This window comes from Campylobacter sp. GB48, from assembly GCF_049221845.1.
Taxonomy (GTDB): domain Bacteria; phylum Campylobacterota; class Campylobacteria; order Campylobacterales; family Campylobacteraceae; genus Campylobacter_D; species Campylobacter_D lari_C.
In genome coordinates this window covers 1-14,835 of record NZ_JBMJAR010000003.1, presented here as the reverse complement: position 1 = coordinate 14,835, position 14,835 = coordinate 1, and the positions used below count along the sequence as shown (strand labels likewise).

Annotated in this window: 14 protein-coding genes and 1 pseudogene; 12 read left to right on the top strand and 3 right to left on the bottom strand. The window is 28.4% G+C overall.

What is annotated here, in order from left to right; genetic code table 11:
- Positions 1-21: 21 nt before the first annotated feature.
- A complete protein-coding gene (locus ACOTVC_RS02525) occupies positions 22-600 on the bottom strand; it encodes a class II aldolase and adducin N-terminal domain-containing protein (RefSeq protein WP_039628741.1) in 579 nt (192 codons plus the stop codon).
- A gap of 61 nt (positions 601-661) precedes the next feature.
- Between ACOTVC_RS02525 and rsmH the strand changes: the two genes are divergently transcribed.
- Both rsmH and ACOTVC_RS02515 read left to right on the top strand, forming a co-directional pair.
- Positions 662-1,579 (top strand): 16S rRNA (cytosine(1402)-N(4))-methyltransferase RsmH, encoded by a 918-nt coding sequence (gene rsmH / locus ACOTVC_RS02520; protein WP_214099207.1) that lies wholly within the window; start codon positions 662-664, stop codon positions 1,577-1,579.
- A gap of 3 nt (positions 1,580-1,582) precedes the next feature.
- Complete coding sequence (locus tag ACOTVC_RS02515; protein WP_047208505.1) at positions 1,583-2,500, top strand: hypothetical protein; 918 nt, start codon at positions 1,583-1,585, stop codon at positions 2,498-2,500.
- Here the strand turns inward: ACOTVC_RS02515 and ACOTVC_RS02510 are convergent.
- A complete protein-coding gene (locus tag ACOTVC_RS02510) occupies positions 2,497-2,988 on the bottom strand; it encodes a hypothetical protein (RefSeq protein ID WP_039628736.1) in 492 nt (163 codons plus the stop codon). The genes ACOTVC_RS02515 and ACOTVC_RS02510 overlap by 4 nt on opposite strands.
- Before the next feature lie 130 nt (positions 2,989-3,118).
- Here ACOTVC_RS02510 and ACOTVC_RS02505 point away from each other — a divergent pair, with 130 nt between their 5' ends.
- Both ACOTVC_RS02505 and ACOTVC_RS02500 read left to right on the top strand, forming a co-directional pair.
- Positions 3,119-4,096 carry a glycosyltransferase gene (locus ACOTVC_RS02505; protein ID WP_214116688.1) on the top strand — a complete coding sequence of 326 codons (978 nt, stop codon included), beginning with the start codon at positions 3,119-3,121 and terminating at the stop codon, positions 4,094-4,096.
- Between the two features lie 11 nt (positions 4,097-4,107).
- On the top strand, positions 4,108-4,965 hold the full coding sequence (locus ACOTVC_RS02500; RefSeq protein ID WP_039628732.1) for a D-amino acid aminotransferase: 858 nt from the start codon (positions 4,108-4,110) through the stop codon (positions 4,963-4,965).
- Here ACOTVC_RS02500 and ACOTVC_RS02495 read toward each other — a convergent pair.
- Positions 4,962-6,337: pseudogene (locus tag ACOTVC_RS02495) on the bottom strand (cation:dicarboxylate symporter family transporter). The gene ACOTVC_RS02500 and the pseudogene ACOTVC_RS02495 sit on opposite strands and share 4 nt — an antisense overlap.
- 283 nt (positions 6,338-6,620) lie before the next feature.
- Here ACOTVC_RS02495 and ACOTVC_RS02490 point away from each other — a divergent pair.
- From ACOTVC_RS02490 to ACOTVC_RS02455, 8 genes are all read left to right on the top strand, one after another.
- The gene (locus ACOTVC_RS02490) at positions 6,621-8,672 is read left to right on the top strand and encodes an FTR1 family iron permease (protein WP_257912926.1); all 2,052 of its coding nucleotides are present in this window, start codon (positions 6,621-6,623) and stop codon (positions 8,670-8,672) included.
- On the top strand, positions 8,669-9,190 hold the full coding sequence (locus ACOTVC_RS02485; RefSeq protein ID WP_012661874.1) for a ferrirhodotorulic acid transporter, periplasmic binding protein: 522 nt from the start codon (positions 8,669-8,671) through the stop codon (positions 9,188-9,190). Before ACOTVC_RS02490 ends, ACOTVC_RS02485 begins: the two co-directional genes overlap by 4 nt.
- Before the next feature lie 76 nt (positions 9,191-9,266).
- Positions 9,267-10,688 (top strand): Fe-S-containing protein, encoded by a 1,422-nt coding sequence (locus tag ACOTVC_RS02480; RefSeq protein WP_257912925.1) that lies wholly within the window; start codon positions 9,267-9,269, stop codon positions 10,686-10,688.
- Positions 10,678-11,970, top strand: coding sequence for an ABC transporter permease (locus ACOTVC_RS02475; RefSeq protein ID WP_214115284.1), 1,293 nt, complete (start codon positions 10,678-10,680; stop codon positions 11,968-11,970). The genes ACOTVC_RS02480 and ACOTVC_RS02475 overlap by 11 nt, the downstream gene beginning before the upstream one ends.
- Positions 11,960-13,075, top strand: coding sequence for an ABC transporter permease (locus ACOTVC_RS02470; protein WP_257933336.1), 1,116 nt, complete (start codon positions 11,960-11,962; stop codon positions 13,073-13,075). The genes ACOTVC_RS02475 and ACOTVC_RS02470 overlap by 11 nt, the downstream gene beginning before the upstream one ends.
- Entirely contained in the window at positions 13,075-13,731 is a 657-nt protein-coding gene (locus ACOTVC_RS02465) for an ABC transporter ATP-binding protein (RefSeq protein WP_039618899.1), read from the top strand. Before ACOTVC_RS02470 ends, ACOTVC_RS02465 begins: the two co-directional genes overlap by 1 nt.
- Positions 13,721-14,212, top strand: coding sequence for a TlpA family protein disulfide reductase (locus ACOTVC_RS02460; protein ID WP_257906674.1), 492 nt, complete (start codon positions 13,721-13,723; stop codon positions 14,210-14,212). The genes ACOTVC_RS02465 and ACOTVC_RS02460 overlap by 11 nt, the downstream gene beginning before the upstream one ends.
- Positions 14,173-14,670 carry a TlpA family protein disulfide reductase gene (locus ACOTVC_RS02455; protein WP_308400701.1) on the top strand — a complete coding sequence of 166 codons (498 nt, stop codon included), beginning with the start codon at positions 14,173-14,175 and terminating at the stop codon, positions 14,668-14,670. Before ACOTVC_RS02460 ends, ACOTVC_RS02455 begins: the two co-directional genes overlap by 40 nt.
- Positions 14,671-14,835 lie beyond the last annotated feature (165 nt).

Here is a 14,835-nt window from a genome sequence, read left to right as displayed (position 1 = left end):
TAAAAAATTAATTTTAAAAGATTATGATAAATTTGTTTCAGCTAAATGGATGATTTTGCAAGAATTTTCAATTAAATCTATAATTTTGCCTAATTCATAACTTGTTCTACCATAAGCAAAGATACCATAACCTTTTACAACAACAAAATTTTGTTTTTGCTCTAGCATAGAGCGATAAATTTCAGTTTGTGATCTATCTTCCCAGTCTTCATAACTTTTGGGATTATAAACTCGAATTTCTTCTAAAAAAATTTCACCAAAATAATCTTGAGGTGTTATAAAATCATGATTTAAGCTCATGGATAAGGTATAAGCTGGGCAAGCAAAACATATAAATTTAGCTTCAGGTATGTTTTCATATATACTTTTATGGATTTCAGAATCACTACTAGCTTCATCCCAGCTATAATCTTTTGCAAATTTTAAAATACTTAGATTTTTTTCATCTAGTTGATTTAAAAACGCATTATTTTTATTGATAATAAATGATCCTTGAGATAATTTAGCTGAAACAGAGCCGTGACAAATTCCAAAAAAATTTTTTTTAAACATTGAAGTAGAAAGTATTTTAATTTGAGAAATGATATTTTCTTTATTCATTAAAAACCTTGTTTTAAACTTAACTAAGATATTATACTAAAAAATATTTTAAAGGTTTATTTTGCAAAGTCCACATATTCCTGTTTTATTGCAAGAAGTTTTAGATGCTTTTGATGATTTTGATAGTGGAGATTTTTTAGATTGTACTTTGGGTTATGGAGGACATTCTAAAGCATTATTACAAGCCCATGAGAAACTAAGATTAATTGCTTGTGATAAAGATTTAGAAGCTTTAAATTTTTCTAAAGAATTTTTAAAAAATTTTCAAGATAGGATAAGTTTTAATCATATAGGTTTTAAAGATATTTTAACTCAAATTTCAACGCAAAACTTAAAAGGAATTTTAGCTGATATTGGCGTATCTTCTTTGCAGCTTGATAAAAATGATAGGGGTTTTTCGCTAAATTCTGATTTTTTAGATATGAGAATGGATCAAAATAATCCTTTAAACGCTAAAGAAGTGGTAAATTCTTACAGCAAGGAAGCTTTGGAGCAAATTTTTAAAGACTATGGAGATTTAACACCGGTTGCTTCAATGCTTGCTCAAAAAATTATCAATGCAAGAAGTCAAAAAGAGATTACAAGTGCAAAAGAATTAAGTCAAATTATAGGAAATGCTAAGTTAAAAGGACGTAATGTATCTCTAGCTTTGCTTGTGTTTCAGGCTTTACGCATAGAAGTAAATAATGAACTTGGTGAGTTAAAATCCTTACTTGAAAATATAGAAAAAGCAAAATTAAAAGATTGTAAATTAGCTATTATTAGCTTTCATTCTTTGGAAGATAGGATAGTAAAAAATACTTTTAAAAGATGGGAAAAAGACTGTATTTGTGATGAAAGAGCCATAAAATGCGAATGTGGCAAAGGACATAGTCTTGGGAAAATTTTAAGTAAAAAAGCTATAAGTGCCTCCAAAGAAGAAATAAGCTATAATAGCAGATCAAGTTGTGCAAAAATGAGAATTTTTTATTTTAGGTAAATAATGGTTGAAGATGATTTTTTAAAAGAAAAACAAAATATACGTGAAAAAATGTTGAAATATTCTAGGGCTATTAAAGAAGGTAGGCCTTATGAAGAATATGAGCAAAACTTCAATGAAAGTGATCGTATATTAAAAAATAGAATACAACGTAAAAAAAGACCTAAATTTACAGATTTTGATGAAGAATACGAAGAAAAACCTAAAAAACAATCCGCTATTTATTTAAAAGAGGATTTGATTAATGTTAAATTAGAAGAAAAAAAACCTTTTAAATTACAACTTAATTTTTTTAAAAAACAAAAAGAAAAATTTGATAAAAAAAATATTGCAAATTCTAAAGCAATTAATAATAAATCAATACAAGAAGTTAAAAAAATAGAAAAAAAGCAAGAAAATAAAGATTCTATTCAAATATCTAAAATTCTTACTCAAAGTAATGTCTTTGTCGCTTCAAAATTTCAAGATTTAAAAGAAAAAAGAAAAGAAAAGGCCAAGCTCAAGCAAGAATTAAAAGAGCAAAAAAAAATCGAACAAGAAAAAATAAAAAAAGCTCAAGAAGAATTAAAAGAAAAAGAAAAATTAGCCAAACAAGAGCAAAAAATTTTAGAAGAAAAAGTAAGACTTGAAGAAAACCAAGAATATAATCAAGAAGATAAATACGAGCTTTTGGACAGCATAGTAAGTGAGGAAAATAAAAATTTAAGTCCTAAAAATTTATTATACGCAGGTTTGATGATAGCATTTGCTTTGTTGATATTTTTCCCACAAATTTATATTAGAAATCAAATTTATTATGTAAGTAGAGATATAGCGGATTTAAGATCGCAAGAACTTGTTTTAGATGAAGAAAACAAAGAACTTAAAAGACAGCTTGAAGCGCTGTATTTTCAAAATCAGGTTTTAGACTTTTTAGATTAATCTTGTGTTTGAATGATTTTTTCTAAAACATATTGCTCAAGTTGATTTTTTGGGATCTCTTCTTTGATAGCTTGATTGTAAATATTTTCTGCTATTTTTGAGTATTTTTCATAAGCAAAATATGGAAAATGTAAAGCCCAAGCTTTTTTTAGCAATCTTTTACTAATAATTTTTCTAGTATAAATTTTAAAAATATCATAGCCAATAAAAACACAAGCAGTGACAAAAATAGCACTTAAAATACTAATATGAAAATCTATAATTGTTAAAAAATAATGACTAATGATAAGCATAGGAACTAAAATAGCTATACAAAAAAATGCATAAATAAGATAAGAATTAAACACCTTAAATTTAAAATTTAATTTCGCAGGATCTATCATCATGCCCTCATTAAGTAAGGCATTTGCTTCTAGTAAATCCTTTAAATTAACAGGTTGATTTGAAACTTTAAAAATAAAGTTTAAGATAAATTCTTGTATTTTCATTTTTTACCCAGTTAGTTTGTGATTTTTGTGATTTTAACATTTTTGTTTTTAAATAAACTAAAATTTTAAGTCTTGTAAATGAAATCTTGTGATAAAATTTATGTTATTTTAATATCAAAATGGAAGAAAAATGGCAGATTCTAGATTTATGATGAATGTAAAAGGTATAGCTAAAAGTTTTATACCTAGAAAAATTTATCAAAATCAATTGCAAAATATTTTAAAAGAAATTTTAAAACTAAAAAATATAGATAATATTATTAATCGCTTAAATTATTACAATCTACAAAATGATTTTTTTGATATAAAAAATTTTCAAAATTATGAAAAAATAGGAAAATTTCCTTTTAAAAAAACTTCCTATGCTTATGATGCTTATGCAATTAGTAAATATTTTAATGATGATTTTTTATGGATTAAAGGTTTTGGGGATATTAGTTATAACCTTAAATATCCAAGCATAGCCAAATCAAGACCAGTTAAAAATGGTTTTAATAACATCATTTTAAAATTAGATAAAAACAGACATTTTGATTTTATACAAGATAAAAATCAATTTGAAGATAAAAAAGACTTGCTTTTTTTTAGAGGCGCGATTTATCAGCCTCATCGTATTAAATTTTTTGAAAAGTATTTTGATAATTCTCGTTGTGATATTGCTCATGTTGGTGGTAGAAAAATTCAAGCCGAAAAATGGATTAAGAATTTAAATTTTAAAATTAGTAGAGCCTATCAAACCCAGTTTAAATTTTTACTTTCATTAGAAGGTAATGACGTAGCAAGCAACTTAAAGTGGGCGATGAAAACAAATTCGTTAGTTTTAGCCCCCAAAATGCGCTATGAAACTTGGTTTATGGAAGGAAAATTAGTTCCAAATGAGCATTTTGCTTTGATTGATGATGCTTATGAAAATGTAGAAGCTTTGCTTGATTATTATTTAGCTAATCCACATAGAGCAAAAGAAATCATACAAAATGCCCATGTTTACATAGAGCAATTTTTGGATGAAAAGATAGAATTTTATATAGGAATTTTAGTTTTAGCTAAGTATTTTTATTATTCTAATCAGCTTGATTTGTCAAAAGATATTGTTGATTTATTTGATTAAAAGGAGGGTTTATGCAAGAAATGGAAATAGTATTTTTAAATGATGAGTTTGTAAAAGCTAGCGAAGCTAAAGTGAGTGTTTTTGATAGAGGTTTTATCTTTGGAGATGGAATTTATGAAGTAGTTCCTGTAGTAAATGCAAAAATAGCTGATAAGGAAGAATTTTGGGAGCGTTTTGAGCGCAGTTTGGCTCAAATTGAATTACAAATTCCTTATACAAAAGAAGAATTTGAAAATATTTTAGAGCAATTAATCATTAAAAACTCTCTTAAAGAAGGTGGACTTTACATGCAAGTTACTAGAGGGGTTGCTAGTAGAAATTTTGCTCTTTTAAAGGGGTTAAAACCTACTATTATGGCTTTTGCTTTTGAATGCAAGGTGATTGAGCATGAGCATGCTAAAAACGGAGTGAGTGTTATTTCAACAGCTGATTTAAGATGGAAAAGAAGGGATATAAAATCAATTTCTTTATTAGCTCAATGTCTTGCAAAAGAGGAAGCTGTAAAAGCTAAGGTTTTTGAAGCTTTTATGGTGGAAAATGCTTTAGTAACGGAAGCTTCTAGTAGTTCAGCTTTTATTATAAAAGATAAAACTTTAATCACTAAGCCATTTTCTAATGAAATTTTACCAGGAATTCGCCGTAAAAATATCTTGAAATTTGCAAAAGAACTTGATCTTAAAGTAGATCAAAGAGCTTTTAGTATGAAAGAAGTATATGAAGCTGATGAGGTCTTTATTTCTGCAGCTACTTTTTTGATTTTGGGTGTTATAAAAGCAGATAGCAAGGTAATTAATGATGGTAAAGTAGGTTTTTATACTCAAAAGTTAAGAGAAAAATATGTAGAAAAAATACAAAAAGAGGTTTTTTAATCAAAACCTGCATTTGTAAATTCTTTAGGATTATCAAGAGCGTAGCGGAATTTTTCCCAGTCTATTTGTTTATCCCAAATAGCTACGATTAAAGCTGCTACGCTATTACCACATAAATTTCCTACTGCACGAATTTCAGTCATAAATTTATCCACACCCAAAAGTATAGAAATAGTAGCCACAGGTAAAACCTCTCCTAAGCTTGCTCCTAAGCCATTGTTAGCTTCTGCTATATGCATATTAGATAAAGCTGCAAGTGTGCTTCCTAGTATGATAAAACCTGAACCAGTTACACCAACAGCACCTTTTGAAGCTATCATTAGTACGATTAAAATGCTAATTTCATGCATCAAAGAAAGTTCTACATTAAAAGCTTGTGCAAGAAAAATCAAACTCATAGCTAAATAAATATTAGTACAATCAAGATTGAAACTATATCCAGTTGGCAATACCAAACCCACGGTAGCCTTTGAAATTCCTGCTTTTTCAAGTTTTCTCATAAGTGGAGCTAGTGCTGATTCACTAGAGCTTGTGGCAAAAACTATCAAAACTTCTCTTGAAATAAAACGCATAAATTTAAAAATATTAACTTTGGCAATAAAACAAATAAATCCTAAAACTCCAAAGATAAAAAGCAAAGAAGCAAATAGCATAACAATAAGTAAATATCCTAAATTTAATAAAGAATCAAGCCCATATTTTGCCACTAAAAATGCCATCACAGAAAAAGCAGCAATAGGAGAAAAATACATAATAATTTCTAGAATTTTAAAAACAAAGCTTTGCATTATTTCTAAGGTTTTTTGTATAGCTTTTCTCTCATCAACCCTCATAAGTGAAACAATAAAAGCACAAGTTAGAGCTATAACTAAAATTTGCAAGGTTTTTCCTTCGCTAAAAGCAGCGATGATGTCAGTAGGTATAGCATCTTTTAAAATATGCAAAATCTCATTTTGCGCGCTTATTTCTATGTTTTTATTAACAAATTGAGCTACGCTATCTTTATCTAAGGTACTTGGATCAAGATTCATTCCTTTTCCAGGTCCCATAAATTTGCCATAAAAATACCAATAGCTAAAGCAAAAGTACTCACTACTTCAAAGTATAATAAAGCTTTAGCACCTATACTTCCAACTTGTTTTAAACTCTCAAGACTAACAACTCCTAAAACAATGGTTAAAAATATAATAGGTCCTATGAGAATTTTTAAAGCTTGTGTAAAATAATCTACCCCGATTTTACTAGCTAATGCAAGTTCTTTATCTAATAAGCCAAGGCTAATGCCAGCTATTATTCCTATAATTACCCAAAAACCTAAATTTTTTAACATTTTTTTGATTTTACTTGGTTTTTTATGGGTAATTACTATCATAAAAACTCATTTATAATTTAAAAACGACACATACTAGCAAAGAAAAACTTATTTTTATAACTAAAATAAATAAAAAATAAACAATAATCCTAAAAATAAGAATTTTTTAGCTTATTTTGTAGATAAAAGTAGCATTTTGTAGTATTTTCATCTGATTTATTATGAAATAAATAATGATAATGTTTATCTAAATTTAAGAAAGCTAGTACTATACTTGCGACTATGATTTTAAAAATGAATATCATTTTTGGAGAAAATAGTGTTTAGAAAAATAAGTTTATTAATGATTTTTTTATTTTGTTCTATTATTTATGCAAGAGAGATTGATTATCAAAAAGAAGCTCAAGCAATCAAGCAAATTTTAAATGAAAGTATGATTTTATACAAAGAAAATAAAAATTTAGAAGCAAAGAAAAAAGCAGAAGATGCTTATTTTCAACATTTTGAAACAATGGAAGGTTCTATTGGGCGTAATGTTGGTAGAAAAGCCATTGTTATGGAGCGTAAATTTGTTAATTTAAGAAAGCTATATAAAGATAAAGAAGATTTTTCTAAAATAGAAGCTTTGATTAGTAGTTTGTATTTTGATTTAGATGAAATAGTTCCTATTTTAGAAAAAGGCTTTCAACTTAAAGCTGAAGCTAGTGATGTAAATTATGATAAAAAGGCAGCTGAAAGCTCGTCTTTAAAAGCAGAAAAAGAGCGTCAAGCACAAGCTGAAGCAATGTTTGCAGCTTTGCTTGGAGAGAATGTTAAAGAACAAACTTCACAAAATTCAACTCAAAGTTTGATTGCTCAAGAACAAAGCACTCAAAAAGATGAAGCATTGCTAGCTTTGCAAGAAGCTTCGGCTTTGGATGCAAGATTGCAATTTTTAATGGATTCGATGATTTCAAAGCTTGATCAGGCTGCATTAGCTTTTGTAAATAAAGACTATCAAAAAGCTAAAGATTTGATTCAATCAGCATTGTTTGAAGATTATAGAAATTCAAAAGTAGAAGTTTTAGTAGCAAGATATACTAAAGCAGGGGTGGATAAAAAAATTCAAACTAAACTTAGAACTATTATAAGAAAAATCAATGCTAATACTTTAGATGAAAAAACTATTAGAGATGAAATTTCAAATATATCAGATTTATTATATGAAGCGTTTTTAGCTTTGCCTAAAGAAGAATTAGCTTTACTTCAGGTTAAAGGTTTTGATGAGAGTGCTATGAGTACTAAAAACTATACTAAAGTATATGATGATATGAAAATTGCTCTTAATGATATTTTACAAAATTATGAGGGATTTAATTTAAATAGCATAGATGCTTTACAAAATGTGTATTTGGATATTTTTGAAGCAAGTGGTATGGAAAGTAAAATTGGTGCTATTGATAGCGCTTTGAAATTAAAAATAGAAAGTTATTTTTCAAAAGGCGTTGCGCTTATTAAAGCAAGTGCTTCTAAAGAAGAATTAAAACAAAATTTTGACGAGCTTAGTGCCTTGGTAGAAGGCTCTTTAGATAAAATTCAAGAATCCTCACCTATGTCTTTATTTATATGGGCTTTAGGTATTATTTTAAGAGAGGGTTTGGAAGCTTTAATTATCATTGTAGCTATAGTTTCATACCTAGTTCAAAGTGGCAATAAAAAGCGTTTAAATATAGTATATTCAGCACTTTGGAGTGGAGTGTTTTTAAGTTTTGTAACCGCATTTTTTATTTCATGGATTTTTAAAGAACAAGCAGGGCAAAGTAGAGAGTTGCTAGAAGGCATTACTATGCTTGTGGCTGTTGCATTATTATTTTATGTGGGTTTTTGGCTTTTATCAAATGCACAAAATAAAAAATGGGCAAATTATGTAAAAACTCAAGCAGTTGAAGCTATTTCTAATAATTCAGCAAAAACCTTATGGTTTAGTGTGTTTTTAGCTGTATATAGAGAAGGTGCTGAAACTATTCTTTTTTATCAGGCTTTATTATTTGATGCAAAAACAAGTACCGATTATAGTTTTATATTTATAGGATTAGCTAGTGGATTAATCGCACTTATCATACTTTATTATTTATTAAAAGCTGGTGCTTTAAAAATACCAGTAAAACAATTTTTCTATATAACTTCATACATTATTTTTTATATGGTCTTTGTCTTTACAGGCAAAGGCATTGGTGAGCTCATAGAAGCTAAGGTTATCACCCCAAGCTTACTTCCTTTTGATTTTGAAGGAATTTTATGGCTTGGAATTTATCCTTACTATGAGAGCATCATACCTCAGTTTATGGTTTTAATCTTACTCATTATGGGTATTTTTATAACAAAGCAAATTTCAAATAAAAGGGAAAAAATATGAAAAAAACTTTATTAAGTTTAGGCGCAGCAGCTAGTATTTTAGCTAGTTCAGTTTTTGCAGCAGAGGTGCCAATTGGCGATCCTTATGAGTTAAATGGCATGGAAATAGCAGCTGTTTATTTACAACCAATCGAAATGGAGCCAAGAGGGATTGACCTTGCAGCAAGTTTAGCAGATATTCACCTTGAAGCAGACATTCATGCATTAAAGGGCAATAAAAACGGCTTTCCAGAAGGCTTTTGGATCCCTTATTTAACTATAGCTTATAAGCTAACTAATCTTGATAATGGTAAAGTAAAAACAGGAACTCTTATGCCTATGGTTGCAGATGATGGCCCTCACTATGGTGCGAATTTAAAAATGGATACAGGTATAGGAAATTATGAGTTAGTATTTTTAATAGAAAGCCCAGAAAAACAAGGTTTTGGACGCCATGTTGATAAAGAAACAGGTGTTGGCAAGTGGTTTGAGCCATTTTCAGTTAAATACAACTTCAAATACACAGGAAAACCTAAGTGATTTTTCCCTAGCTTTTTGCTAGGGTTTATTTATGAAATTATTGATTTTATAAATAAATTCTATCAAAGAAGAGCTTATGTCGATTTATTTTGTACATTTTTTTGGAGTATTTTTTTCTTATGCGCTTTTGAGTGCTTTATTTTTTTATAATCTAAAAAATTCTTTAGTGTTTAAACTTGCTTTTGTGGGTTTTGTTTTTTCTTATTTTGCTTTTTTTATTAGCGCTAAAACGCTAAGTTATGATTTGTTGTATTTTTCTAATGATATTTTATTTGTTTTATTGTTTTTGAGCATTATCATTTTTTCTTTTTTAAAAAATAATTTTTTAAAAGAAAAAATTCAAGCAATATTGCTTTTTTTATTATCTTTTGCTTTTGGTATAAAATACTTACATATTTCTATAGACTTTCCTATATTAAGCACTAATTTTTTAGATTCTTTAGCGATTAGCTCTTTTGGGCTTATTTTACTTGCTTTTATTGTGTGTTTTGTGGTTTATCTTTTTACAAGATGGCTAAGAGAATTTAAATTCAAGTTTTTAAATTTATTTTTATTTATTATCGTAATTTTTTATCTAAATGAAGCTTTAGCGCAAATTTTATTACACCTTATGAGAGAAGGCGTGATAGAAACAGAAAGCCTGTATTTAAGCTATGTGGCAAAAAGTGTGTATTATGCTAAATTTTATACTTATGGATGGTTTGTGTTATTAGGGCTTTTTATAGTTTTAGCTCTAAAGCAAAGAGTAAGTGAAAATACTAAGAAAAAAGATTTTGATATAGAATTTAGAAAAAATCAAGCAAAAAATTCAACTATAACTAATTTTAGTGCAAGTATTTTTAGTGCTATGATTTTGAGTCTTTGTATTTTTCTCTTTTATGACTTGCATGCTTCAAGACCGGTAACTATAGATGAGCCAACCTATGTAGAGCCAAATGAAAATGATGAATTTGTCTTTGATGTAGCTATTTTAAGAGATAATAATTTACACCGCTTTGCTTATATTAGCGATGAGGGTAAAGTGGTAAGATTTTTCTTAATCAACAAAAGAGAAGATAAAGACTCACCAGTAGCAGTTTTTGATGCTTGTAGTATATGTGGAGATATGGGTTATGTTAAAAAAGGTGGAGAGTTAATTTGTATCTCATGTAATGTTAGAATTTTCTTACCAAGTGTAGGTAAGGCAGGTGGATGTAATCCTATCCCTATGAAATATAAATTTGAAAATGGCAAAGTTATCATACCTTTTTCAGAAATTTTAGATGGGGTAAATTTTTTCACTCAAGTAGTAGAAAAGAAAGTTTATGATCCTATTGATAATACTGAGCTTATTAATTTAAAAGCGCCAAGATCTTATGTTTATAAAGGAAGAACATATTTTTTTGCTAATGAAAAAAACTATGAAGAGTTTAAAAATGATCCTTTAAAATACATCGATATGAATAAGACTTCAAAATATAGAATTCATAATTTATTAGGAAATGACTATGCAAATTAAGATTGTAAAAAATTCCATTTTTCAAAATAAAATTCAAAAATCTCTAGCTTTACTAACGATTTTTTTAGCTACTTTACTTATGGCTACGATGTTAAATCTTACTTTGGGCATAGGTAATGAAATCACAAAAGAATTAAGAAGTTATGGATCGAACATTTTAGTTTTACCTAAAGGCGCAAGTTTAAGTGTGGAAGTGGGTAATAAAATCTATGAGCCTTTGAAAAATCAAAATTTTTTAGAAGAAAGCAAACTCCATACTATAAAAGAAATTTTTTGGAGAAATAATATCAACGCCTTTGCACCATTTTTAGATACCCAAGTAAAAATTCAAACTCCAAATGCAAATTATGAAAATATCTCTTTAGTGGGAACTTATTTTGATAAAGCTATAAAGGTGCAAGATGATGATGATTTTTATGCAGGCATTAAAGAATTATACAAATATAGTCAAATCAAAGGAAGCTACCCAAAAGATGATAGTTTAGATGAAATAATGCTAGGAAAAGACTTAGCACAAAAATATGATTTAAAAATAGATGATGAAATCACCCTTGTGCAAAATGATCAAATTTTTAAAACAAAAGTTGTTGGTATTATAGACTTAACTCAAGCCTTTTCAAATAAAATCATTACTTCTTTACTTTTAGCACAAAAACTTTCTAAAAAAGAAGGTTTATTTGCCAAAGCAGAAGTTTCAGCTTTAACTATACCTGAAAACGATTTAGCGCAAAAAGCAAGACGCGATGTAGATAGTCTTAATCAGCTTGAGTATGATCAGTGGTATTGTACTGCTTATGTAAGCTCTATTGCTTATCAAATCGCGGAAGATTTTAAAGGTGCTAGCACAAAGGTAGTGAGTGCGATTTCAGATGCAGAAAGTTTGATAGTATCTAAAATTCAATCTTTAATGGCAGTAGTTAGCATTATATGTTTAATCGTAGCTTCTATAGCTATATCATCTTTAATGAGTGCAGATATTTTTAGAAGAAAAAGCGAAATAGGACTTTTAAAAGCTTTGGGTGCTAGCACTTTGCAAATTTATATGATTTTTGCACTAGAAGGGGTTGTGGTAGCTTTAGTTGGAGCAGTTTTTGGTTTTGCTTTTGGCGTTGGGGTTTCAGAAGTTATTGCTCTAAGTATATTTGATCATACTATTGCTATATCTTGGATTATTTTACCAATTTGTTTATTTTTTGCGATGCTTATAGTATTTTTAGGATGTTTGTTCTCTATCAAAGGAATTTCTAAACTTTCTACTTCAGAGGTTTTATATGGGAAATAATTTTTTTATACAAGAGGTTTTTAAATCTCTTATTTTTTCTTATAAAAGAGTTTGTATTATTTTTATAGCTGTGTTTATGGGTGCTATGGTTAGTGCTTCATTTTTTAATATTTATTTTGATATTGACACAAAATTATCTAAAGAATTAAAAGCTTATGGGGCTAATTTTATCATCACGCCAAAAGATGATGAGTTTTTAAGCATGGACGAGTTTAATCAATCCAAAGAAAGCTTGAAAGCAAAGGCTTTAACCCCATTTTTATACGGTTTTTATAATCTTGAAAGCTCAAGTGCAGTGGTGGTTGGGGTTGATTTTGCAAATTTAAAGCTTACTAAGCCTTTTATGGAAGTTTTAAAAGGAAGTTTTTCTTTGAGTGATTTTAGTGAAGATAGTGCCTTTGTGGGGGCTGATTTAGCTAAACAACTTGAACTTAAAATAGGACAAGAATTGCAAATTTATAACCCAAGTATATCTAAAATAGTCAAAGTAAAAATCAAAGCTATTTTAAGAAGTAACGATGAGCAAGATGGGGTTTTAATCATTTCTTTAAAAAAAGCGCAAGAATTAGCAGCTAAAGAAGTGATAAATTATGCTCAAGCTATTTTGCTAGGTGATTATGAAAGTTTAGATCAAAAAGCAAAAGAACTTAGTAAGGGCAATGTAGAAGCTAAAGTCATAGCCTCAGTGTCCATTAGCGAAGGTGTGATTTTAGAAAAGATTAAAGCTTTGATGGCTTTGATTAGCTTAACGATTTTGCTCATTAGTTCTTTGAGTGTAAATACCACTCTTAGCGCAGTGATTTTTTCAAGAAAAAAAGAAATAGCCTTACACCTTGCATTAGGAGCTAAGCATAAAGAAATCATCAAGCTCTTTGGAGCTGAAGTATTTATTTTAAGTTTAAGTGCGAGTTTACTTGGTGCTTTTTGTGGATATTTTTTGGCAAATATTTTTGGGTATTTGATTTTTAATGCAAGTATAGACTTTAGATTGCTTTCAGTATTTTTTGCGGTGCTTGTTTCTTTGATATTTGCATTTTTTGCAAGTATTTTACCGCTAAAAAAAGCTTTAAAAATCAATGTTTGTGAAAATTTAAAGGGTGAGTGATGAAAAATATTATAAAAATTTCAAATTTAAATCGTAATTTTAATGAAGTTAAAGCTTTACAAAATATCAACCTAGAAGTAAAGCAAGGCGAATGGCTAGCTATCATGGGTCCATCAGGTTCAGGTAAATCAACACTTTTAAATATACTTTCTTTGATGGATACTCAAAGTAGTGGGGAGTATTTTTTAGATGATAAAGAAGTTGGAAATTTAAGTGAAGAAGAAAAAAGCGTGATTAGAAGAGAAAAAATAGGTTTGATTTTTCAACAATTTCATTTAATACCTTATTTAAATGCCTTAGAAAATGTTATGCTAGCGCAGTTTTATCACTCAAGTATAGAACAAAAAGACGCTATAATAGCACTAGAAAAAGTAGGGCTTTCACACAGACTTACGCATTTACCTAGTCAGCTAAGTGGCGGGGAACAACAAAGACTATGTATAGCAAGAGCTTTAGTGAATGATCCTGAAATTTTATTAGCAGATGAGCCAACTGGAAATTTAGATGAGGCAAATGAAAAAAATATTCTAGAACTTTTTTGTAAATTAAAACAAGATGGCAAAACCATAGTTTTAATCACTCACAATCCAGACTTAGCAACTTTTGCTGATAGAACTATCATTTTAAGCCATGGAGTGATGAAAAGTGAAAATTAAAAGTATCATTTTAGCTTGTTTATGTTTAGTTTTTTTAAGTGCATGTTTTGAAAACAACAATAAAAATGGTGGTAAAATAGGCCTAAAAGCACCAGAAATCGCAGCTAAAAATTTACAAGGTAAGAAAATCAAACTAGCTGATTTTGATAATCTCATTGTTTTAACCTTTGTAGAGCAAGGTTGTGCATCTTGTTTAAAAGACTTGCCACTCTTGGAAAAACTAGCTAACGAATATCCTAAAAAAATCACTATTTTAGCCCTTGATTCTATAGATAAGGGTAAGGATTTTGAAGAATTTGCTACAAAATATGATTACAAAAATATCATATTTTTACAAGATGATTTGGATATCTCATGGCAAAGATTTAGCGTTTTTGCAGTGCCAACTACTTTTGTCATTAAAGATGGGATTGTACAAGATAAAATCATAGGAGAAAAACCATGGTCGCAACTAAAAGCTTCTATTGCTTCTTGGCTTTAATAAGCATTTTTTTCTTTAGTGCATGCTCAAATAACGAATTTCAAACCTTAAATTCAAATCAAAACTATACTTTTAAATATGATGGTTTTGAAAAAACCTTAAAAACACAAAATGCAAATCAAGCTTATGCTTTATTTTTTTTCACGCAAGATTGTGGTGCATGTAATGCGCAAATTCCTATGCTAAACGAGCTTTATAAGGAAAGAAATTTTCCTATTTTAGCGGTGCTAAATGGAGCTAAGTTAAAAGAAGAAGCTCAAAAAATTCTTTTGGAAAAAAAGTTAGATTTGCCACTTTTATATGAAGCCAAAGCAAGTTCATTTTTGTCTAAAGCTGTGGGTGGAATTTATGGCGTGCCTGTGATAGTTTTTTATGATGAAAAAGGCAAAATAAATGAAAAATTCATCGGACTTACCCCAAAAAGTGTTTTAGAAAATAAGATTAAATTTTTACAATAGTTATTATTAGAAATATTAATATTATTATGTTTGCAGTATTTAAGATATTTACTATCTTAAATTATACTTAAGTAAAAATTTATAAATAAAATACTAATATTAGCTTATAAAACATGCAAAATATATAAAAAGGACTTTTTCAATGCATATAAGCACAGCTAAAAA